The following is an 18804-nucleotide window of genomic DNA, read 5'->3' on the forward strand; positions in this document are numbered from 1 at the left end:
AAGCCAGAAAAGCAACGAGACATCCGGGAGGTCGTCCATGCTCCGCGCCGAAGACAACAAATTCCTCACCGAGTCAGGTGCGGGAACGGGGATGGGCGAGTTGCTGCGCCGGTTCTGGATTCCGGTGCTGCTCTCGGAGGAACTCCCGGAGCCTGACGGCGACCCGAAGAAGATCGTGGTGCTCGGCGAGGAATTGCTCGCCTTCCGCGACAGCCGCGGCGTGGTCGGCGTCATCGATCAGCACTGCCCGCACCGCGGCGCCAATCTCTGGCTCGGCCGCAACGAGGAATGCGGCATCCGCTGCGTCTATCACGGCTGGAAGTTCGACACCGACGGCGCTTGCGTCGACATGCCGACGTCGTATCCGGACCTCAACGCCAAGGACCTGATCCGCATCAAGTCCTATCCGGTGCGCGAATGGGGCGACATGATCTGGGCCTATATGGGTCCCGCCGATCAAATGCCGGAACTGCCGGCGCTGGAGATGGCGCTGCTGCCGCCGTCGCACCGCTTCGTCAGCAAGAAGTGGCAGGACTGCAACTGGGTGCAGGCGCTGGAGGGTTCGATCGACACCGCGCATTTCACCTTCGCGCATCTCTCCTTCGAGAAGGAGGAGAACGAGATCCTCGACATCAAGCGTCATTTCGTGAATCCGCTGATGCGGGTCGCGACCGACCACATGCGCTGGATCGCCGAGGACCCGCGCCCGGTGATCAAGATCAACCCGCACGATGCCGGCCTCACCGTCGCGGGCGGGCGGCTCACGGGAAGCGACAACATCTACTGGCGCATCGCCCAGTTCCTGATGCCGATCCATTCCTACGCGCCGAGCTCGATGCCGGGCGAGAATATCTTCGGCCAGAGCTTCGTGCCGGTGACCGACACCAATTGCTGGATCTACACTTACGCATGGAATCCGCACCGGCCGCTGACCGAGGCGGAGCGCGACGGTTACCGCAACGGCAATGGCGTGATGGCGGTGGTCGACGAGAACTACGTGTCGCTGCGCAACAAGTCGAACGACTATCTGATAGACCGCACGCTGCAACGGACCAAGAGCTACACCGGCATCAAGGGCGTGTCCGAGCAGGACGCCGCGGTGCAGGACAGCCAGGGACCGATCGCCGACCGTACCCGCGAGCATCTCGGGCCGACCGATCTCGGCATCATGCATTTCCGCAAGCTGGTGATGGATGCCGCCCGCGCGCTGCAGCAGGGCGAGGCGCCGCCGCACGTCAAGCGCCAGGACCGCTACACCGTGCGCTCCGGCGCCTGCGTCACCAGCAAGACCAAGGATCTCACCGCCGTCATGATCGAACGCTTCGGCGATCCCGCAGGCTTCGTCGGAGGCCCCGGCCAGAACGCAGCAGCGGAGTAGGCGCGGGCACTACAGCGGAATCCGCCGATACTCGCGGTTGGCGAGGCTCGCTTCCTCGAGGTCGAGGTCGCGCTCGATCCGGCGGCGCGTTTCGTCGGTGATCTTGCCGTCGCGCAGCAGCGCATGGATGAACTTGCGTTCGGAGGAGATCAGTTCGCGCGTCAGCTCGGTGCCGGTCGCGGAGACGTCGTGCTTGTCCGGGTCGAGGGAGTCGGGCAACTGGCTGAGGCGGATCTCGTGCCGCGAACGCAACAGCTTCACCACCTCGTCCGACAATTCGCGGTCGTCGGTGATGGCGTCGAGCGACTTCAGCGCAGCCGCCAGCGCGTCGCGCCGCGCCGCGATCTCCTGTTCGTGCTCGGCAAGATGCTCGCTGCGGCCGTCCCTGGCGAGGCCGAGCCAGCGCACCACCGGCGGCAAGCCGAGGCCGAGCCCGACCAGCGTCACGAAGATCACGCCGAAAGCGACGAACAGGATCAGGTCGCGGTAGGGGAAGGGATCGCCATTCGGAAGCGCCAGGGGCAGAGCCAGCGCCGCGGCGAGCGACACCGCGCCGCGCACGCCGGTGAAGGCGACCACGAACACCGCCCGCCAGGACGGCAGCGGATCGCGCTCGCGCACGCGCCGGCTGATCCAGCGTGGCAGGTAGGTGCCGGGGAACACCCAGAGGAAGCGCGCGACGATCACGATGACGGCGACCAGCGCGGTGGCCGCGAGGATGTCGTGCAGCGGAAACGCCTTCGATCGCTCGAACAGCGAGCGCATCTGGAAACCGGTCAGCAGGAACAGCAGGCCCTCGATCAGGTAGATGACGAGGTCCCAGAAGAAGATGCCTTGCAGACGCGTCGCGGCCGAGATCAGCAGCGGCCCGTTCCAGCTCATATAGAGCCCGCAGGCGACGGTGGCGATCACGCCGGAGCCGCCGAAATGCTCCGGAATCCAATAGGCGATGTAGGGCGTGATCAGCGACAGCGTGATCTCGACCTGGGGATCGCGGGCCCGGCGGCGTGCGCGCAGGCTGAGCCAGCCGACGGCCGCGCCGAACAGGATCTCGCCGGCGACGATGACCAAGAACGTGCCGGTCGCCTTCGGCAGCGAGAACAGCCCGGTCGAGATCGCCGCCACCGCGAAGCGATAGAGGATCAGCGCGGTCGCGTCATTGGCGAGACCTTCGCCCTCGAGCACGACCAGGATGCGGCGCGGCATGCCGAGCTTGCGGGCGATCGCGAGCGGCGCGACCACGTCCGGCGGCGCGACGATGGCGCCGAGCAGGAAGCCGACGCTCCAGGGCAGGCCGATCAGATAATGCGTTGCGGCCGCGACCATGAAAGCCGTGAAAATCACGCAGCCGACCGACAGCAGGATGATCGGGCGCAGATTGGCCTTGAACTCGCGCCAGCTCATCGCGACGCTCGCCGAATAGATCAGCGGCGGCAGCACGACCAGCAGCACCAGCTCCGGCGGCAGTTCCACCGACGGCATGCCCGGCACGAAGGCGAGCATCACGCCGACCAGCAGCAGCAGGATCGCCGGGGCAACATTGACCCGGCGCGCCAGCAGCGCGGTTCCCGCCAGCAGGCCCAGCAGGGTGAGAAAGATCTGAAACTTGGCTTCCATAAGAGGCTCAATTCGCCCGGAAACCTGCGTCAGTCAATGCAGATCGGCCGGCCTCGGGCCGCCCGAGCCGTCACAAAGTCGTCGTCCAACAGCCGCCGAAGGGGACGCCGCACGGCGATACGGGCGATCCGAAGTGGTGCGCGAAACGCCGGCGATCACTCCCGGAGGTCGTAGCGATAGGATTTCGAGACGATCTGCCAGCCATCGGCGAGCTTCATCGCCACCAGATAGTCGGTGAAGTAGCGCGGCGGCAGCTGGCAGCGAACCTTGATGAAGGCGGTCTTCTCGTCGGAGCGATCGATGGTGACGATGAAGTCCTCGCGCGGCTTGCCTTCCGCCTTCGCCGACGGCCGCTTGCGCACACGCTCGAGCCAGTCCGGCACGGTCAGCACCTGCAGCTCGCCCTTTTCGACCCAGCGGAGGTCGGCGGACGGATGGAAAATCGTGCCGAGCTTGTCGGCGCTGCCCTCGTAGAGGCCGTCGAAATAGGTCTGCACGACAGCCTCGACGCTCGATCGATCATGGCTCATGGGTTAGTCCTCCCGGCAGGAATTGGTGCTGACAGGATTTAGCCATGAACCGCTGGATTGCACCATCACCATCACCGCCGGCAGATGCAGATCATGTGCGACGCCTATCTGTGTCGTCTTGTCAGGCCCGGCTGCCATCTCGAGTATCGCAGCGGCGGCCCGGGTCTCGGCGTCGGCAATGCCGAGGTCTGCAACTAGAGCGCGCTCGCCGCGAAGGAACTGTGCTCACTCCCCGCAAGCGGGAGAGGTGCACCGAATCTGCCGCTGGACTAGATCGCGCTCGCCGCGATGTTCACCATCAAGGCCAGCAGCGCGGTGTTGAACACGAACGAGATGATGCCGTGCACGGTCGCGGTGCGGCGGATGATTCTGTCGGTGATGCAGACATCGGAGACTTGCGCGGTCATTCCGATCACGAACGAGAAGTAGACGAAGTCCCAGTAGTCGGCCTCGACATGCTCGCCGGCGCTCGGGAATTGCAGGCCGCCGGGTGTCTTGCCGCGATAGAAGTCGTGGGCGTAGTGCAGCGCGAATGCGGTGTGAACCACCGTCCATGACAGCGCGATGGTGACGACCGCAACCGCCAGCGCCGCCGGATTGTCCTTCGCCGCGCCGAGCTCGGAGACGATGGCGGCCAGGCTGGCAAACGCGCCAAGGGCCGTCAGCAGCAGGATCAGGAATCGCCCGTCGTCCTGCACGATCGCATTGCGCTTGATGTGGCCGACGTCACAGCGCAGCATCATGACATAGGCGAGCACGAGATAGAGCGCGGCGAAGGCGTCCCAGCCGGCGAGCAGGCGCGTGACGGTGCGCGCCGATTCCGGCACCAGCAGCGCCACCAGGATGCCGAAGGCGACCGAGACGAAGGTGCGCGGCCGGCCCACGATAACGCGGACCGGCATGGGCAGCTTGCGGAAACGAACAAGGCGGGCCTCGAACTCCCTGCTCATTTCGCTGATGCCGTCGGCTAGTTCTTGCGCTCGGCGACGAAGCGCGACGTCGCCCGCAGCACGTCGCCCCTGGCGCCGAACACCGACAGTGCGGCATCGGCACGTGCAACGAGGTCGCGCACGCGCTGTTTCGCGCCATCGATGCCGAGCTGGGTGACGAAGGTGGTCTTGCCGAGCGCCGCATCCGCGCCGGCCGGCTTGCCGAGCGCCGCCGAGTCGCCCTCGACGTCGAGCAGGTCGTCGGCGATCTGGAAGGCCTCGCCGAGCGCTTTGCCGTAATCGTCGAGCGCCTGGTATTCCTTCTGCGAGGACTGGCCGAGGATCGCCCCGGCGATGCAGCCGAAGCGCAACAGCGCGCCGGTCTTCATCTGCTGCAGGCGGGCGACGTCGACCGGCTCGCGGTCGCCGAAGCGGCCTTCGCCGGCGAGATCGAGGATCTGGCCGCCGGCCATGCCGCCGACGCCGGAGGCGCGCGCCAGCGCGCGGGTCAGGAGCAGGCGGACCGTGGCGTCCTTGTGGATCGCGTCGCGGGTGATGATGTCGAAGGCGATCGTGAGCAGCGCGTCGCCGGCGAGGATCGCGGTCGCGTCGTCATAGGCCTTGTGCAGGGTGGGACGGCCGCGGCGCAGGTCGGAATTGTCCATTGCCGGCAGATCGTCGTGGATCAGCGAATAGCAATGGATGCATTCGAGCGCCGCGCCGGCCATCAGGGCCGACTCCCGGGGCACGCCGAACACCGCCGCGCTCTCGACCACCAGGAACGGCCGGAGCCGCTTGCCGCCGCCAAGGCTGGAATAACGCATCGCCTCGATCAGCCGCTTCGGACGCTCGATCTCGTCGGTCTCCGTCGCATCAGACAGCAATTTCGCGAGCAGGGCTTCGGTGTCCTCCGCGGTCTGATCCAGCCGCTTGGCAAACTCTGCAGTACCGGTCGTCATTAAGAATTGCTCCAGATCGATTTTCGGGCGGACAATCGTTGATGGCACCGGCTTCGTCAATTCCACCCTGCGACGGAATGCGCCTTAAAAGTGCTGGAAAAACCGTGAATTATCATGCGGACGTCGGGTGCCCGGCCTTGTTCTGGCGGGTGGACCGCGTCCCCGCCGGGACCTTCGTTTTGCGCATCGTCCGAATTTTATTGCTGCTTTTGCTGGCCCTGCTGTTGCTGCCGTACCTGGTGACGCCGTTTTACCGGACCGGCCACCCGGTCTCGGCCCTAATGGTGTGGCGGACGCTGAAGGGCGCGCCGGTCACGCGGCATTGGATCGATCTCGGTGCAATTTCACCGTATCTGCCGCGTTCCGTGGTCGGCTCGGAGGACGCCCATTTCTGCACCCACCGCGGCGTCGACTGGGGCGCGCTGCGCGAGGTGATCGACGACGCCGAGGACGGCGACGTGGCGCGCGGCGGATCGACCATCACCCAGCAGGTTGCCAAGAACCTGTTCCTGTGGTCCGGGCGTAGCGTGATCCGCAAAGGCCTGGAATTACCGCTGGCGCTCTGGATCGATTTCGTGCTGCCCAAGCAGCGGATCCTGGAAATCTACCTCAACATCGCCGAAATGGGGCCGTCCGGGCAGTTCGGCGCCGAAGCCGGTGCCCAATACGCCTTCGGGAGGTCGGCGGCGGCCCTGTCGCCGCGCGAGGCGGCGCTTTTGGCGGCAATCCTGCCGAATCCGGTTAAAAGAAGTGCCCGGAACCCGGGCCCCGGGGTACGCCGGCTGTCCGGCACCTATATGGCGCGGGCCAACAAGGTTGGGCGCTGCTGGCGCGAAAATCGCGGCACTTAAGCCGATTTCGGGCGCATTTTGCGTTATCCCACCCTAGATTTACGTGATCCCTTCCTCTATAAGCGCGGCCTTACCGGCATCGCAGCTTGCGCTCTCAGCGCTGTGCCGTCCGCATTTCGGACGATGCCTCCGCAACACCCTAGAGGACACCGCTATGGCCGTTCCCAGAAGAAAAACCTCGCCGTCGCGCCGTGGCATGCGCCGTTCGGCCGACGCGCTCAAGACCCCGACCTATGTCGAGGACAAGGACTCCGGCGAGCTGCGTCGTCCGCACCACCTCGACCTGAAGACCGGCATGTACAAGGGCCGCCAGGTCTTGAAGGCCAAGAAAGAGTCCTGATCGGACGTCCGGCCTGCGCTGCAAGGCTTGCGGCGCTGCGCCTGAATTCGGCCAACGAGTGCGGTCAAGACGGGCGCGTCTGCGACGAGGCTGATGCATCGCCGCATTGCTTGGTTCTCCCTGAATAAGGCGCAAGCCCGATGGTCGGTTTTCCGCTGCTCCTGATTCCGCTCGCGGTTTACAACATCATCGTTTTCCTGATGCCCGGCGTGTCCTTCACGGATCCGCTGATCAGGCTGACGCTGATGTCGGGCGAGGAATGGCAGATCACGCTGAGCGACATGCTGCTCGCCGTCGGCGTGCTGCTGTTGCTGCTCGAGGTCATCAAGGCCGCCCGCCCCGGCGCGAAATATCTCACCGATCATCTGCTCTCGCTGATCGTGTGCGGCGCCGCGGCCGCCGAATTCGTGCTCTGGCCGAAATTCGGCACCTCGACCTACTTGCTGCTCGCGCTGCTTGCGCTGGTCGATTTCATCTCGGGAATCGCGCTGCGCACGCGCCGCCGCGCGCAGGCCGTGCCTGCGGCGACGAGCGCCCGTGCCAGCAGGTCCGAGCCGATGGCGAGCGACACGCTGCTGCAACCCCAGCCGACACCGGCGCCGGCCGCTGCGCCCGCACCTACCGCTGCACCCGCGCCGGCTGCGCCACCGCCGCCCGCCGCGCCGATTCCGCCGGCGGCATCGGTCGCGGAATCCGTGCTGCTCGATCAGGCCGCGCCAAAGCCCTCGGTCGCCTCACCGGATCTGCAGCCCAGCAACCAGCCGCCGTCAGATACGCCGAAGCCCTGACGGTTAATCGCTAGATTATCTGCCGGGTCCGCCGCGCGACGCTGCGGCGTTCGCGCAGATGCGGATCGTACGCACTCTGTGCGTCGGCCAGTGATCCCCGCCGGAGCCTGCGGGTCTGCGGTTCGCGTTCGGCGGTCGCGAGCAACTGGGCGACGAAGGAGGGATCGGCATTGATGAGCGGCACCTTGGGCGCCCAATGGGTCGTCGCGGTCAGCGGGACCAACGCCGTGCAGGCCACCTTGCGATCGCTCGCGACCTCATCCTCCTCGACATCAGATTGATCGATATCGAACATTGCGAACAGGCCCCGGTTAACCGTCACATTTTGGGACATTGCGTCCTTCAGCAACCTTGTCACGGCAAGGGCCATGCCGAATATGCCGCATCCGTTCCGGGGCGCCGTCAAATGTGGTTTCCGGATTATTTATCAACTTCACCTAGCGTTGGATTTGCCGGAACCACTATCTTTGGGACGTAGAATCACCGCGTGCTGTTCCGAATCGAGGCAAGCCCGATGCCCTCTGTCCCGCCAGCTGCCAGCATCCTCGCCTCGCTCGGCCAGGCAACATTCGCTTGGGATTTGGCGACCGACGCGCTCGCGTGGAGCGACAATGTCGCGGCGCTCTTCCCTGACATCCCCGAGGCGGCATTCGCCAGCGGCGCGGAGTTCGCCAGACTGATCGAGCCGTCGCCCTCTGTGCGCCGCGAGGCGCTCGGCTTGGCCGCGCCGGCACCAAGCGGCGAAGCGATTCCCTATCGGATCGAATACGGCGTGCGCGCGGTAACCTCCGCGCCCGTGATCTGGATCGAGGAAACCGGCGTCTGGTTTGCGGGCGCCGACGGCCGGCCGGAGCGCGCGCAGGGCATCGTTCGCATCAACAACGAGCGCCACGCCCGCGACGAGCAGCTTCTCAAATTGTCGCGTCACGATCCGCTGACCAACGAGCTCAACCGCACTCATCTGATCGCCTCGCTCGCCGAGACGATCGAGGAGTGCGCGCGCTTCCGCACCTCCTGCGCCTTCATGCTGATCGGCATCGATCATCTGGCGCGGGTCAATGACGCCTTCGGCTTCGACGTCGCGGATGCTGTCATCGCCGAGGTCGCGAAGCGGATTCGCGCACGGCTGCGCAGCGGCGACATGCTCGGCCGTTTCTCCGGCAACAAGGTCGGTCTGATCCTGCGCAACTGCACGGTCGACGACACCAATGTGGCCGCCGAACGGTTCCTGGCCGCGGTGCGCGACGACGTGGTGCCGACCAAGTCCGGCCCGGTGTCGGTGACGGCCTCGATCGGCGTCGTCACCATCCCGCGGCATGCGAGGTCGGCGGAGGAGGCGGTCAACCGCGCCCAGGAGACGCTGGAGTCCGCCAAGAGCCGCCGCGCCGGATCGTTCGCGATGTGGAAGCCGAACGTCGAGCGCGACGCCCAGCGTCGCGTCAACATCCGCGTCACCGATGAGATCGTCACCGCGCTGAACGAGCGGCGGATCGTGATCGGGTTCGAGCCCGTGGTCGAGGCGCGCTCGCGGCAGCCCGCGTTCTATGAATGCCTGGTCCGCATGGAGCAGGAGGACGGCCAGGCGCTGCTCGCGCCTGATATCGTGCCGGTTGCCGAGCGGCTCGGCCTGATCCGGCTGGTCGATCACCGCGTGCTGGAGCTGGCGATTGCCGAACTCGCCGCCGCGCCTGGCGTGCAGCTCAGCCTCAACATCTCGCCCGACACCACGATGGATCCGGACTGGTGGACCACGATCGAATCGCTGATGCGTGCGCATCCCGGCGTCGGCGAGCGGCTGATCGTCGAGATCACCGAGACGGTCGCGATCCAGGACATCGACCACGTCCGCGGCTTCGTCACGCGGCTGAAGAATTTCGGCAGCCGGATCGCGATCGACGATTTCGGCGCGGGCTACACCTCATTCCGCAACCTGCGCAAGCTCGGTGTCGATCTCGTGAAGATCGACGGCGCCTTCGTGCAGAACATCGTGCACTCGGCCGACGATCGCGCCTTTGTGCAGACGCTGATCGACCTGGCGCGGCGGCTTCAGATCAAGACGGTCGCCGAGTGGGTGCAGGACGAAGAAGCCGCCGTGATGCTGCGCGAGTGGGGCTGCGACTTCATCCAGGGCCGCCTGATCGGGCTTGCGTCACCGGATCGGCCGTGGAGCGCAGGGGCCGAGAAGGCAGTGCCGGCGGCGGGGTAGTTCGAAGCGCCGCTACAAGACCCGTCATCCCCGCGCAACGGCTTCGCCGTTGTCGCTGGAGTGGCCGCGCAGCGGCGTCTCGAAGGATGCACGGCCCGGCCGGTGGCCGTCGTGCTTCGAGACGGCTGCTTCGCAGCCTCCTCAGCATGACGGACCACAACGCGCGGAATGCGCGACGAAACGCCTACTCGTCCTTCTTCGGCTGCGACATGCGCTCGAGACGTTCCTGCATGTCCTTCATCTGACGGCGCAGGTCGTCGATGTTGTTGTTCTCCGGCGCGGGCTCCGGCACCTTCTCAGACCCGGTGCTGGGACGCTGCGGCACGAACGGCTTGAACATCGAGAAGGTCTGCTGGAACAGCTCCATGTTGCGGCGGACCTGTTCCTCCAGCGGCGCAAACGGCGTTCCGCTCAAGGCGCCGGCGATCTGCTTGCGGAACTTTTCCTGTTCCTTGGTCAGCGTCTCCAGCGATTGCTCGAGATATTTCGGCACCACCATCTGCATGCTGTCGCCGTAGAAGCGGATCAGCTGGCGCAGGAACGTGGTCGGCAGCAGGTTCTGCCCGGCCTTGTTTTCCTGCTCGAAGATGATTTGTGCGAGCACGGAGCGGGTGATGTCGTCGCCTGTCTTGGCGTCGTAGACGAGGAAATCCTCGCCTTCCTTCACCATCGCGGCGAGATCCTCAAGTGTCACGTAAGTGCTCGTACCGGTATTATAGAGCCTCCGGTTCGCGTACTTCTTGATCGTAGTCGGTTGTTCAGATTTTGCCATGGGCTCACACTTCAAACACCGAAGGATCCGGAACCCGGCAGCACCGCCGCAGGGCTAAATGCAACGCATCGCAGCAAAGGTAAGCATTTTCAAAGCGCTTCGGCTACCGTTTTGTGCGGCACGGTTAATCTCAAAGCATAGGGATTGCTCAGGAAACTGCCAAGGGCGTCAATTTGAGTGCGTCGCGGCGCGAATTCGGCCACACTCCGATTGACATGCCTCAACGAGGTTTACAGGATGGGTAGTTAAGAGACAGGCCCGCCAACCGGCCGCCCGCCGTCGAAAAAACCCAGCCACAACCACAGGAGATGTCCATGTCAGACGATGTCGTCATCGTCAGCGCCGCCCGCACCCCGGTCGGCAGCTTCAACGGCGCGTTCGCCACCACCCCCGCCCACGACCTCGGCGCGATCGCCATCAAGGCGGCGCTGGAGCGCGCGGGCGTCGAGCCCGGGCAGGTCTCCGAAGTCATCATGGGCCAGATCCTCACCGCCGCGCAGGGCCAGAATCCGGCCCGCCAGGCCTCGATCTCGGCTGGCATCCCGGTGGAGAGCCCGGCCTGGGGCGTCAACCAGCTCTGCGGCTCGGGCCTGCGCTCGGTCGCCCTCGGCTACCAGGCACTGGTCAATGGCGACTCCTCGATCGTCGTCGCCGGCGGCCAGGAGTCCATGAGCATGGCCCCCCACGCGCAATATCTGCGCGGCGGCGTCAAGATGGGCGGCCTCGAACTGGTCGACACCATGATCAAGGATGGGCTGTGGGATGCCTTCAACGGCTACCACATGGGCAACACCGCCGAGAACGTCGCCAAGCAGTACCAGATCACCCGTTCGCAGCAGGACGAGTTCGCCGTCGGCTCGCAGAACAAGGCCGAGGCCGCGCAGAAGGCCGGCAGGTTCAAGGACGAGATCGTCCCGGTCACCATCAAGACCCGCAAGGGCGACGTCGTGGTCGACACCGACGAATATCCGCGCCATGGCGCCACCCTCGACGCGATGGCCAAGCTCCGCGCGGCCTTCGAGAAGGACGGCACCGTGACCGCCGGCAACGCCTCGGGCATCAATGACGGCGCGGCAGCCGTCGTGCTGATGACCGCCAAGGAAGCCGCGCGGCAGGGCAAGAAGCCGCTCGCCCGCATCGTCTCCTGGGGGCAGGCCGGCGTCGATCCCAAGATCATGGGCACCGGTCCGATCCCCGCCTCGCGCGCCGCGCTGAAGAAGGCCGGCTGGAACATTGCCGACCTCGACCTGATCGAGGCCAACGAGGCGTTCGCGGCGCAGGCCTGCGCGGTCAACAAGGACCTCGGCTGGGATACCGCCAAGGTCAACGTCAACGGCGGCGCGATCGCGATCGGTCACCCGATCGGTGCGTCGGGCGCGCGCGTGCTGGTGACCTTGCTGCACGAGATGCAGAAGCGCGATGCCAAGAAGGGTCTCGCGACGCTCTGCATCGGGGGAGGCATGGGCATCGCCATGTGCGTTGCACGCGACTGAACAAAAGGCAGCGGGGCGGGTTAGGTGATGAAAAGATCATCTGTCAACCGCGGCGCGAGCTGATAAATAAGATGCCCGGCCACGCGCCGGGCATTTTTGTTTTGTACGTGAGTGAGTGCAAAAAAGCCGGAGTCATTCCGGCTGTAAAAGACGGCCAAGGAGGAATCGGACATGGCACGTGTTGCATTGGTGACGGGCGGAACGCGGGGCATCGGAGCTGCGATCAGCAAGGCTCTGAAGGCGGCGGGCTACAAGGTGGCGGCGACTTACGGCGGCAATGATGCGGCTGCCGAGAAGTTCAAGGCCGAAACCGGCATCCCCGTGTTCAAATGGGATGTTGCCTCGTTCGACGCCTGCGCGGATGGCGTGAAGAAGGTCGAGGCCGAGCTCGGGCCGGTCGACGTGCTGGTCAACAATGCCGGCATCACTCGCGACACTGCCTTCCACAAGATGACGCTCGAGCAGTGGAATGCCGTGATCAACACCAATCTCGGCTCGCTGTTCAACATGACGCGCCAGGTGATCGAGGGCATGCGCGCCCGCAAGTTCGGCCGCATCATCTCGATCTCCTCGATCAACGGCCAGAAGGGCCAGTTCGGCCAGGTCAATTATTCGGCGGCGAAGGCCGGCGACATCGGCTTCACCAAGGCGCTCGCGATCGAAAACGCCAAGGGCGGCATCACGGTCAACGTGATCGCTCCGGGCTACATCAACACCGAGATGGTGCAGGCGGTGCCGAAGGACGTTCTGGAGAAGAACGTGATTCCGCAGATCCCGGTCAATCGCCTCGGCGAGCCGGAGGAGATCGCGCGTGCGGTCGTATTCCTGGCCGCTGACGATGCCGGCTTCATCACCGGCTCGACGCTGACCATCAATGGTGGTCAGTATCACGCGTGACGCGAAGCGTCGTCGCGTCGCAGGCGTTATCAATCAAGTCGTGATGCCCGGCCTTGTGCCGGGCATCAACGTCATTACAAGGGGGCCGAACGATGACGTGGATGGCCGCGGCAGCTTGAGCGAAGAGATGTTCTGCGCTCGTGCCCGGCCGTGCCGGATCTTGCCCTGATGTCGACTCGTACCGCCACCCTTGTTGGACTGACCGCCATCCTGATGTGGTCGCTCTTGTCGGTCATGACGGTTGCAACCGGGCAGATTCCGGCCTTCCAGCTCGCCGCGATGACCTTCGCGATCGGGGCGGCGGTGGCGTTCGCAAGCTTCCTGTTTCGTCCGTCCGCCTTCGCCGCATTGAAGCAGCCGCCGGTCGCCTGGGCCGTCGGCGTCGGCGGCCTATTCGGCTATCACGCGCTGTATTTCCTGGCGCTGCGCTTCGCGCCGCCGGCGGAAGCAGGCCTGCTCAATTATCTCTGGCCGCTCCTGATCGTGTTGTTCTCCTCGCTGCTGCCGGGTGAGCGGCTCGCGGTCCATCACATCGTCGGCGCGGTGCTGGGCCTGGTCGGCACGGTGCTGCTGTTCGCGGGCAACACCGGCAGCTTCGCGCAGAGCCAGATTCCGGGCTTCGCGGCCGCCTTTGTCGCCGCCTTCGTCTGGGCGACCTACTCGGTGATGTCGCGCCGGCTGAAGGCGGTGCCGACCGATGCGGTGGCCGGCTTCTGCCTCGCCACCGCGCTGCTCGCCGCGCTCGTGCATCTGATGGTGGAGACCACGGTGTGGCCCGCGACGCCGCTGCAATGGCTCGCTCTCGTTGGACTCGGCATCGGCCCGGTGGGTGCTGCGTTCTTCGCCTGGGACATCGGCATGAAGCGCGGCGACATCCGCGTGCTCGGCGCTGCATCCTATGCCACGCCGCTATTGTCGACCGCCTTCCTGATCCTCGCGGGCTTCGCCAGACCGAGTGCCAACATCGCCATCGCTGCGATCCTGATCGCGGGCGGTGGCCTGATCGCGGCCAAGGACATGGTGTTGAGAAAGAGAACGTAGGATGGGTAGAGCGAAGCGAAACCCATCATGCCGCGCAATGCTCCAATTGATGGGTTTCGCTTCGCTCTACCCATCCTACGAAGAGGGCTCCCAGCCCCTCGGCGCCAGCTCGAAATTTGCAAACTCGAATCCCGGCGCCACGGTGCAGCCGACCAACGTCCAGTCTCCGGTGCTTTCCGCGGCCTGCCAGGCACCCGCCGGCACGATCGCCTGCGGCCGTTCGCCGCTGCTGACGTCGGGACCGAGCGTGACCCTGTGCCGGCTGCAGCCCTCATGGGCGATCTGCAGGACCAGCGGCGCACCGGCGTAGTAGTGCCAGACCTCGACCGCATCGATGCGATGCCAGTGCGAGCGCTCGCCGCGCGCGAGCAGGAAGTAGATCGCGGTCGAGCAGGCGCGTCCGCTGCCGTCGCAGCGCTTGTCGCGAAACGTCTCGCGATAATGTCCGCCTTCCGGATGCGGCTTCAGCTCGAGCTGCGCGATGATCTCGGCCGCCGAGGGCTGCGACATCAGGATTTGTTCTTGCGCTCGCGGAGCTCACCGAACACTTCGGCCGGATCGGCGCCCTTCATGCGGAGCTTCGCCGCGACCGAAGGCTCGTCGGCCCGCAGGAACACGTTGGCCTTCTTCTCGTCGCCGAGCAGCACGGGAATCGTCGGCTTGTTCTCGGCGCGCAGCTGCGTGACCTCGGCGGCGCGGGCCTGCAGCGCCGGATTGTCGGGTTCGACCGTCAGCGCGAATTTGACGTTGGAGGCGGTGTACTCATGGCCGCAATAGAGCCGGAAGTCGTCCGGCAGCGAACGCAGCTTCAGCAGCGAATCCCACATCATGGGGTAGTTGCCTTCGAACACCCGGCCGCATCCGATCGAGAACAGCGTGTCGGCAGCGAACACCGCCTTCTCGCCGTCGAACACGTAGGAGATGTGGTCGAGCGTGTGGCCGGGCGTCTCCACCACGCGCGCCAGCAGGCTGCCGACCTTGATCACGTCGGCATTGGCGGCGCGCAGGTCGACATTGGCGATCTTCGCGGACTTGTCATGCGGGGCGACGACGCGGCAGCCGTATTTCTGCTTCAGCTCGGCGACGCCGCCGACATGGTCGCCATGGTGATGGGTGATCAGGATGTCGGTCAGCGTCCAGCCCTCACGCTCCAGCGCCTTGATGATGGGTGCGGCCTCCGGCGCGTCGATCGACGCCGTGGCCTTGGTCGCGGGGTCGTGGACCAGGTAACCGAAATTGTCGGTGAGGCAGGTAAAGGTACGAATTTCGGCGGCCATGAATATCTCCACGAAGTGCTTGGGCGAGGACGCCAGAGCATGATCCGCCTGGGACCGGACCATGCTCTGACGTCTCTCTAGCTGGGCCTGATCCTATCGAAAAAACCGGTTCCCACTTTTTCGGATCATGCTCTAACACGCCAAATATAGGGGTGAAATACGGCGTTAACGCTCCTGCGGCAACGCAATTTTCCGCGCGCCGCGGCCGCAAGCGGCATGTTAGGTTGGACTCATGGACGTCATAGACCTCCGCGACTTCTATTCGCAGCGCCTCGGCATCGTGGCCCGGCAGCTGATCAACCGCGGCATCCGTGAACGCTGGCCCAATGCGGAAGGGCAGCGCGTGCTCGGGCTCGGCTATCCGACGCCCTATCTCGGCCTGTTTCGCGAGTCCTGCGAGCGCTGCATCGCCTTCATGCCGGCGGCCCAGGGTGTGCTGAAATGGCCGACCGGGCGGCCCGCGCTCGCGACCCTGATCGATGAATTCTCGATGCCGCTGCAGGATGCCGCGGTCGACCGCGTGCTGCTGGTGCACGCGCTGGAGATGTCGGACGATCCGGAGCGGCTGTTGCGCGAGGTCTGGCGGGTGCTGGCGCCGTCCGGGCGGCTGATCGCCGTGATCCCGAATCGCCGCGGCGTATGGACGCGCACCGACAACACGCCGTTCGGCCATGGTCGCCCGTATTCGCGCGCGCAGATCACGCAACTGTTGCGGCAGACCTGGTTCACGCCGACGGCATGGGGCGAGGCGCTGTTCATGCCGCCGGTGCAGGGCGGCTGGTTCCTGCGCTCGGCGATGGCATGGGAGCGCGTCGGCGCGGCGCTGTCGCTGCCGTTCGCCGGCGTGCATATCGTCGAGGCCAGCAAGCAGGTCTATCGCGCGATTCCCGCGCACCGCGAGCGCACGCGGCTGATCCCGTCGCTACAGCCGGTGCTGGTGCCGTCGTCGACGGCGACGCGCGGACAAAGCGTTTTCGAGCGACGCGGACGCCGGATCGTGTGAAGAAAACGCGTCAAAGCACGAGCCCGGAGCTTTGGTTCTGATTCAGTCAGAACCGAAAATGCGCGGGCAAAAGCAAAGGGCGCAAAAGCGAAGGGCGGGCCGCCTCACGCGTTGCCCGCCCTTTTCTCAAGATTGATGCGAAGCCTTAATCGTTGCCCGGATTGATATCCTCGCTCGGCGCCGGCTGCGCGGCCATCTCGGGACGCGGGCCGTGCGGCCGACGGCGGCGGCGCGGGAAGCGTTCGCCACGCTCGCTGCGTTCCCCGCCGCCATTGCCTTCATAGGTGCCGTTGGCCGGCGGCTGCGGGCTTCCGGTGATGAAGGAGGGCAAGCGATCGACGCCGCCGGCATCGGCCATCGCGGGTTGCGGCTGGCTCTGCGGCTGCGGCTGATATTCGCGCGGCTGCGGACGATGCTCGCGCGGCTGCTGCTGGTCGCGCTGGTAGGGCTGCTGCCCGTTGTCGCGCATATAGGGCTGCGGCTGCGGCACGAAGCCCGGCTCCTGACCAAAGCTCGAGTAGCCGTCGTCGTCGCCGTCCTCGGACAGCGTCACTTCGGCGTCGGGGCGCGGCTGCTGCTGGTTCTGCCGGAACTGCTCCTGAGCGGCCGCGATGATCCGGTAATAGTGCTCGGCATGTTGGTAGTAGTTTTCGGCGGCCACGGGGTCGCCGGAGGAGCGCGCGTCGCGGGCAAGTTGGACATATTTCTCGGCCACGTGGGAGGCCGTGCCGCGGATCTTGATGTCGGGTCCGTTCGATTCATACACCCGTGTCAGGGGATTCTGGCCGCGCCGGTTGTTGTTGTTGTTATTGTTATTGTTCCGGTTGCGCATCCGCTTGTTATTCTGACCGTTTCTCATCTGTCGCCTTTTATTCCAGCCCTGAAGTTATTGCCGTCCATTGCTACGTTCGATTCGGTGCGCGCTCACGCGCACGGAATCGCACTACCGTTCGAATTTGGCTTCGATTTGCCGACCATCGCGTTCAGCAAAGACGCGTTCCCCAACCGCCGACGACCTCGCCGGCGACCAAATCATTCCGCCCGTCGAGACAGGCGCAGTTCTCTTGCGTAAGTCTTCAAGCGCAATAACAGGCTTTCGTTCGCTTGGCGGTCGAGAGCAGCACGGCTCAGGCTCTTGCGCTCTATGTGACCTGCGTTCTTGGAACCTTTCAATCGGCGGGTTCCCGTCGAGAACCCTGGTCATCACCCGTAGGCTACGGGGCCAGCACCGATGTTGTGCCCGGAACGTAGTCGTTCCCGGGGGATATTCCAAGAGGTTTTTTGCGTTCAAATAGGACTTTATCGGGGCAGTCGCCGGGCCGAAACCGCCCGTGGGATGCCCCCGAGATCGGCCCTGGGCGGTCCCGTTGGGGATAATCCCGATGCCGTCATCAGGGCTTCAATGTCGTCGCTCTCGCCGAGACCGACTTCCACAACCAGAAGGCCACGTGACGTCAAAAGACCCGTAGATTGCGCAATCAGCGCGCGGTAGGCGTCGAGCCCGTCCGTGCCGCCATCAAGCGCCGCACGCGGATCATGGTCACGCACTTCGGCGGCGAGACCTTCAATGTCGGTTGTGCGGATATAGGGCGGGTTGGACACGATCAAATCGAACGCGCCTGTGAGCCCACTGCCGTAGTCACACATAATCCATGTTGCGCGATCCGCAAGTCCGAGCTCCGCGGCGTTCCGGCTCGCCGTCTGCAGCGCCTCCGTCGAGATATCGGTTCCGAAGCCGCGCGCATGCGGCAGTTCCGAGAGCAGCGCCAGCAGGATCGCGCCGGAGCCCGTGCCAAGATCGGCGATCCGCAGCGCGCGATCGGTCGCGCCGTCGGCGCGCAACAGCTCCAGCGCGCGCTCGACCACCGTTTCGGTGTCGGGCCGCGGCACCAGCGTGGCAGCCGAGAGCTTGAGCGGCAGTCCCCAAAACTCCTTCATGCCGAGAATGCGGGCAACCGGTTCGCCGGCGAGGCGGCGTTGCGCGAAGGCTTCGAGGCGATCCGATTCGTCCGGCGTGATCACGCGGCCTGCCGCCGTGATGATGCCGGTCAGATCGAGGCCGAGCGCGGCGCCGACCAGGAGCCGTGCATCGAGCTCAGCGGAGCCGTTGCCGGCGGCCTTGAGGCGCGCGGAGAGCGCGCGCCTGATGGTCTCGACGGTCTGGCTGCCATTGTCAGCGGGTTCGCTCATCGCGCGTTGTTAGCCGATGGTCGACGCGGCGTCGATATCACTTGCGCCGTGCGCGCCGGCCGCGCACGGTTGACGGCTGAACGACTCGATCCGGAAGCGACGACCATGACGTCTTATGACGACCAGAACATCTTCGCCAAGATCCTGCGCGGCGAGATCCCGAGCTTCAAGGTCTACGAAAACGACCGGACCTTCGCCTTCCTCGACATCATGCCGCGCTCGCCGGGGCATACCCTGGTGATTCCGAAAGCACGAGCGCGCGGAATCCTCGATATCGCGGAAGATGACCTTGCGGAGGTCGCCCGGTCGGCGAAACGCGTCGCCATCGCCGCGATGAAAGCCTTCCACGCGGACGGCATCATCATCCAGCAATTCAGCGAACCCGCCAGCGGCCAGGTGGTCCTTCACCTGCACATGCATGTGATGCCGGTCAAAGACGGCGTGGCGCTGCTGCCGCCCCAGACCCGCAAGGAAGACATGGATGTGCTTGCCGATCATGCCAGGCGGATGATCGCCGCGCTCGGAAACTGAGC

21 protein-coding genes are annotated in these 18804 nt (G+C 65.3%); 11 read left to right on the plus strand and 10 right to left on the minus strand.

Going from position 1 to position 18804, the window contains the following annotated elements; translation table 11 throughout:
• Window positions 1–37: 37 nt before the first annotated feature.
• A complete protein-coding gene (locus tag MTX19_RS03130) occupies window positions 38–1378 on the plus strand; it encodes a Rieske 2Fe-2S domain-containing protein (RefSeq protein WP_280982397.1) in 1341 nt (446 codons plus the stop codon).
• A 9-nt stretch (window positions 1379–1387) separates the two neighbouring features.
• Here MTX19_RS03130 and MTX19_RS03135 read toward each other — a convergent pair whose 3' ends face one another.
• A complete protein-coding gene (locus tag MTX19_RS03135; RefSeq protein WP_280982398.1) occupies window positions 1388–2995 on the minus strand; it encodes a Na+/H+ antiporter in 1608 nt (535 codons plus the stop codon).
• A 155-nt stretch (window positions 2996–3150) separates the two neighbouring features.
• Window positions 3151–3525: a nuclear transport factor 2 family protein gene (locus tag MTX19_RS03140; protein WP_280982399.1), complete on the minus strand. Its 375-nt coding sequence runs from the start codon at window positions 3523–3525 to the stop codon at window positions 3151–3153.
• A 57-nt stretch (window positions 3526–3582) separates the two neighbouring features.
• Here MTX19_RS03140 and MTX19_RS03145 point away from each other — a divergent pair, with 57 nt between their 5' ends.
• The gene (locus tag MTX19_RS03145) at window positions 3583–3723 is read left to right on the plus strand and encodes a hypothetical protein (protein WP_280982400.1); all 141 of its coding nucleotides are present in this window, start codon (window positions 3583–3585) and stop codon (window positions 3721–3723) included.
• Window positions 3724–3794: 71 nt separating this feature from the next.
• Here MTX19_RS03145 and MTX19_RS03150 read toward each other — a convergent pair whose 3' ends face one another.
• Together MTX19_RS03150 and MTX19_RS03155 are read right to left on the minus strand one after the other, a co-directional pair.
• A complete protein-coding gene (locus tag MTX19_RS03150; RefSeq protein ID WP_280982401.1) occupies window positions 3795–4475 on the minus strand; it encodes a DUF1345 domain-containing protein in 681 nt (226 codons plus the stop codon).
• Between the two features lie 17 nt (window positions 4476–4492).
• Window positions 4493–5413: a polyprenyl synthetase family protein gene (locus MTX19_RS03155; RefSeq protein WP_280982402.1), complete on the minus strand. Its 921-nt coding sequence runs from the start codon at window positions 5411–5413 to the stop codon at window positions 4493–4495.
• 179 nt (window positions 5414–5592) lie between these two features.
• Between MTX19_RS03155 and mtgA the strand changes: the two genes are divergently transcribed.
• The 3 genes from mtgA to MTX19_RS03170 all read left to right on the plus strand — a co-directional run bounded on the left by mtgA (window position 5593) and on the right by MTX19_RS03170 (window position 7392).
• Entirely contained in the window at window positions 5593–6264 is a 672-nt protein-coding gene (mtgA, locus tag MTX19_RS03160) for a monofunctional biosynthetic peptidoglycan transglycosylase (protein ID WP_280984677.1), read from the plus strand.
• A gap of 154 nt (window positions 6265–6418) precedes the next feature.
• On the plus strand, window positions 6419–6604 hold the full coding sequence (rpmF, locus tag MTX19_RS03165) for a 50S ribosomal protein L32 (RefSeq protein WP_044536294.1): 186 nt from the start codon (window positions 6419–6421) through the stop codon (window positions 6602–6604).
• A 140-nt stretch (window positions 6605–6744) separates the two neighbouring features.
• Window positions 6745–7392, plus strand: coding sequence for a hypothetical protein (locus tag MTX19_RS03170; RefSeq protein ID WP_280982403.1), 648 nt, complete (start codon window positions 6745–6747; stop codon window positions 7390–7392).
• 10 nt (window positions 7393–7402) lie between these two features.
• Here the strand turns inward: MTX19_RS03170 and MTX19_RS03175 are convergent, their stop codons facing one another.
• On the minus strand, window positions 7403–7687 hold the full coding sequence (locus tag MTX19_RS03175) for a hypothetical protein (RefSeq protein ID WP_280984678.1): 285 nt from the start codon (window positions 7685–7687) through the stop codon (window positions 7403–7405).
• A 219-nt stretch (window positions 7688–7906) separates the two neighbouring features.
• On the opposite strand from MTX19_RS03175, the gene MTX19_RS03180 reads away from it, so the two are divergent.
• The gene (locus MTX19_RS03180; RefSeq protein ID WP_280982404.1) at window positions 7907–9598 is read left to right on the plus strand and encodes a bifunctional diguanylate cyclase/phosphodiesterase; all 1692 of its coding nucleotides are present in this window, start codon (window positions 7907–7909) and stop codon (window positions 9596–9598) included.
• 184 nt (window positions 9599–9782) lie between these two features.
• Here the strand turns inward: MTX19_RS03180 and phaR are convergent, their stop codons facing one another.
• Window positions 9783–10370: a polyhydroxyalkanoate synthesis repressor PhaR gene (phaR, locus tag MTX19_RS03185; RefSeq protein ID WP_280982405.1), complete on the minus strand. Its 588-nt coding sequence runs from the start codon at window positions 10368–10370 to the stop codon at window positions 9783–9785.
• A 314-nt stretch (window positions 10371–10684) separates the two neighbouring features.
• On the opposite strand from phaR, the gene MTX19_RS03190 reads away from it, so the two are divergent.
• From MTX19_RS03190 to MTX19_RS03200, 3 genes are all read left to right on the plus strand, one after another.
• On the plus strand, window positions 10685–11863 hold the full coding sequence (locus MTX19_RS03190; protein WP_280982406.1) for an acetyl-CoA C-acetyltransferase: 1179 nt from the start codon (window positions 10685–10687) through the stop codon (window positions 11861–11863).
• A gap of 171 nt (window positions 11864–12034) precedes the next feature.
• On the plus strand, window positions 12035–12760 hold the full coding sequence (gene phbB, locus MTX19_RS03195; protein ID WP_280982407.1) for an acetoacetyl-CoA reductase: 726 nt from the start codon (window positions 12035–12037) through the stop codon (window positions 12758–12760).
• A gap of 168 nt (window positions 12761–12928) precedes the next feature.
• Window positions 12929–13801 (plus strand): EamA family transporter, encoded by an 873-nt coding sequence (locus tag MTX19_RS03200; RefSeq protein WP_280982408.1) that lies wholly within the window; start codon window positions 12929–12931, stop codon window positions 13799–13801.
• A gap of 75 nt (window positions 13802–13876) precedes the next feature.
• Here MTX19_RS03200 and MTX19_RS03205 read toward each other — a convergent pair whose 3' ends face one another.
• The gene (locus tag MTX19_RS03205) at window positions 13877–14311 is read right to left on the minus strand and encodes a cupin domain-containing protein (protein ID WP_280982409.1); all 435 of its coding nucleotides are present in this window, start codon (window positions 14309–14311) and stop codon (window positions 13877–13879) included.
• A complete protein-coding gene (gene gloB, locus MTX19_RS03210; RefSeq protein WP_280982410.1) occupies window positions 14311–15078 on the minus strand; it encodes a hydroxyacylglutathione hydrolase in 768 nt (255 codons plus the stop codon). Before gloB ends, MTX19_RS03205 begins: the two co-directional genes overlap by 1 nt.
• Window positions 15079–15310: 232 nt before the next feature.
• On the opposite strand from gloB, the gene MTX19_RS03215 reads away from it, so the two are divergent.
• Window positions 15311–16081 (plus strand): methyltransferase domain-containing protein, encoded by a 771-nt coding sequence (locus tag MTX19_RS03215; protein WP_280982411.1) that lies wholly within the window; start codon window positions 15311–15313, stop codon window positions 16079–16081.
• Window positions 16082–16226: 145 nt separating this feature from the next.
• Here MTX19_RS03215 and MTX19_RS03220 read toward each other — a convergent pair whose 3' ends face one another.
• Window positions 16227–16940, minus strand: a complete 714-nt coding sequence (locus MTX19_RS03220) for a DUF4167 domain-containing protein (protein ID WP_280982412.1) — start codon at window positions 16938–16940, stop codon at window positions 16227–16229.
• A gap of 440 nt (window positions 16941–17380) precedes the next feature.
• Window positions 17381–18271, minus strand: coding sequence for a peptide chain release factor N(5)-glutamine methyltransferase (gene prmC, locus MTX19_RS03225; protein WP_280982413.1), 891 nt, complete (start codon window positions 18269–18271; stop codon window positions 17381–17383).
• 105 nt (window positions 18272–18376) lie between these two features.
• On the opposite strand from prmC, the gene MTX19_RS03230 reads away from it, so the two are divergent.
• Window positions 18377–18802: an HIT family protein gene (locus MTX19_RS03230; RefSeq protein WP_280984679.1), complete on the plus strand. Its 426-nt coding sequence runs from the start codon at window positions 18377–18379 to the stop codon at window positions 18800–18802.
• Window positions 18803–18804: the final 2 nt, after the last annotated feature.

Origin of the sequence: Bradyrhizobium sp. ISRA464, assembly GCF_029910095.1 — a bacterium.
GTDB lineage: Bacteria > Pseudomonadota > Alphaproteobacteria > Rhizobiales > Xanthobacteraceae > Bradyrhizobium.

Excerpts from the sequence above, each read along its gene's own strand:
- MTX19_RS03130 (WP_280982397.1), top strand. The coding sequence starts at position 38 with ATGCTCCGCGCCGAAGACAACAAATTCCTCACCGAGTCAGGTGCGGGA.
- MTX19_RS03135 (WP_280982398.1), bottom strand. The coding sequence starts at position 2,995 with ATGGAAGCCAAGTTTCAGATCTTTCTCACCCTGCTGGGCCTGCTGGCG.
- MTX19_RS03140 (WP_280982399.1), bottom strand. The coding sequence starts at position 3,525 with ATGAGCCATGATCGATCGAGCGTCGAGGCTGTCGTGCAGACCTATTTC.
- MTX19_RS03150 (WP_280982401.1), bottom strand. The coding sequence starts at position 4,475 with ATGAGCAGGGAGTTCGAGGCCCGCCTTGTTCGTTTCCGCAAGCTGCCC.
- MTX19_RS03155 (WP_280982402.1), bottom strand. The coding sequence starts at position 5,413 with ATGACGACCGGTACTGCAGAGTTTGCCAAGCGGCTGGATCAGACCGCG.
- rpmF (WP_044536294.1), top strand. The coding sequence starts at position 6,419 with ATGGCCGTTCCCAGAAGAAAAACCTCGCCGTCGCGCCGTGGCATGCGC.
- MTX19_RS03170 (WP_280982403.1), top strand. The coding sequence starts at position 6,745 with ATGGTCGGTTTTCCGCTGCTCCTGATTCCGCTCGCGGTTTACAACATC.
- MTX19_RS03175 (WP_280984678.1), bottom strand. The coding sequence starts at position 7,687 with ATGTTCGATATCGATCAATCTGATGTCGAGGAGGATGAGGTCGCGAGC.
- MTX19_RS03180 (WP_280982404.1), top strand. The coding sequence starts at position 7,907 with ATGCCCTCTGTCCCGCCAGCTGCCAGCATCCTCGCCTCGCTCGGCCAG.
- phaR (WP_280982405.1), bottom strand. The coding sequence starts at position 10,370 with ATGGCAAAATCTGAACAACCGACTACGATCAAGAAGTACGCGAACCGG.
- MTX19_RS03190 (WP_280982406.1), top strand. The coding sequence starts at position 10,685 with ATGTCAGACGATGTCGTCATCGTCAGCGCCGCCCGCACCCCGGTCGGC.
- phbB (WP_280982407.1), top strand. The coding sequence starts at position 12,035 with ATGGCACGTGTTGCATTGGTGACGGGCGGAACGCGGGGCATCGGAGCT.
- MTX19_RS03200 (WP_280982408.1), top strand. The coding sequence starts at position 12,929 with ATGTCGACTCGTACCGCCACCCTTGTTGGACTGACCGCCATCCTGATG.
- MTX19_RS03205 (WP_280982409.1), bottom strand. The coding sequence starts at position 14,311 with ATGTCGCAGCCCTCGGCGGCCGAGATCATCGCGCAGCTCGAGCTGAAG.
- gloB (WP_280982410.1), bottom strand. The coding sequence starts at position 15,078 with ATGGCCGCCGAAATTCGTACCTTTACCTGCCTCACCGACAATTTCGGT.
- MTX19_RS03215 (WP_280982411.1), top strand. The coding sequence starts at position 15,311 with ATGGACGTCATAGACCTCCGCGACTTCTATTCGCAGCGCCTCGGCATC.
- MTX19_RS03220 (WP_280982412.1), bottom strand. The coding sequence starts at position 16,940 with ATGAGAAACGGTCAGAATAACAAGCGGATGCGCAACCGGAACAATAAC.
- prmC (WP_280982413.1), bottom strand. The coding sequence starts at position 18,271 with ATGAGCGAACCCGCTGACAATGGCAGCCAGACCGTCGAGACCATCAGG.
- MTX19_RS03230 (WP_280984679.1), top strand. The coding sequence starts at position 18,377 with ATGACGTCTTATGACGACCAGAACATCTTCGCCAAGATCCTGCGCGGC.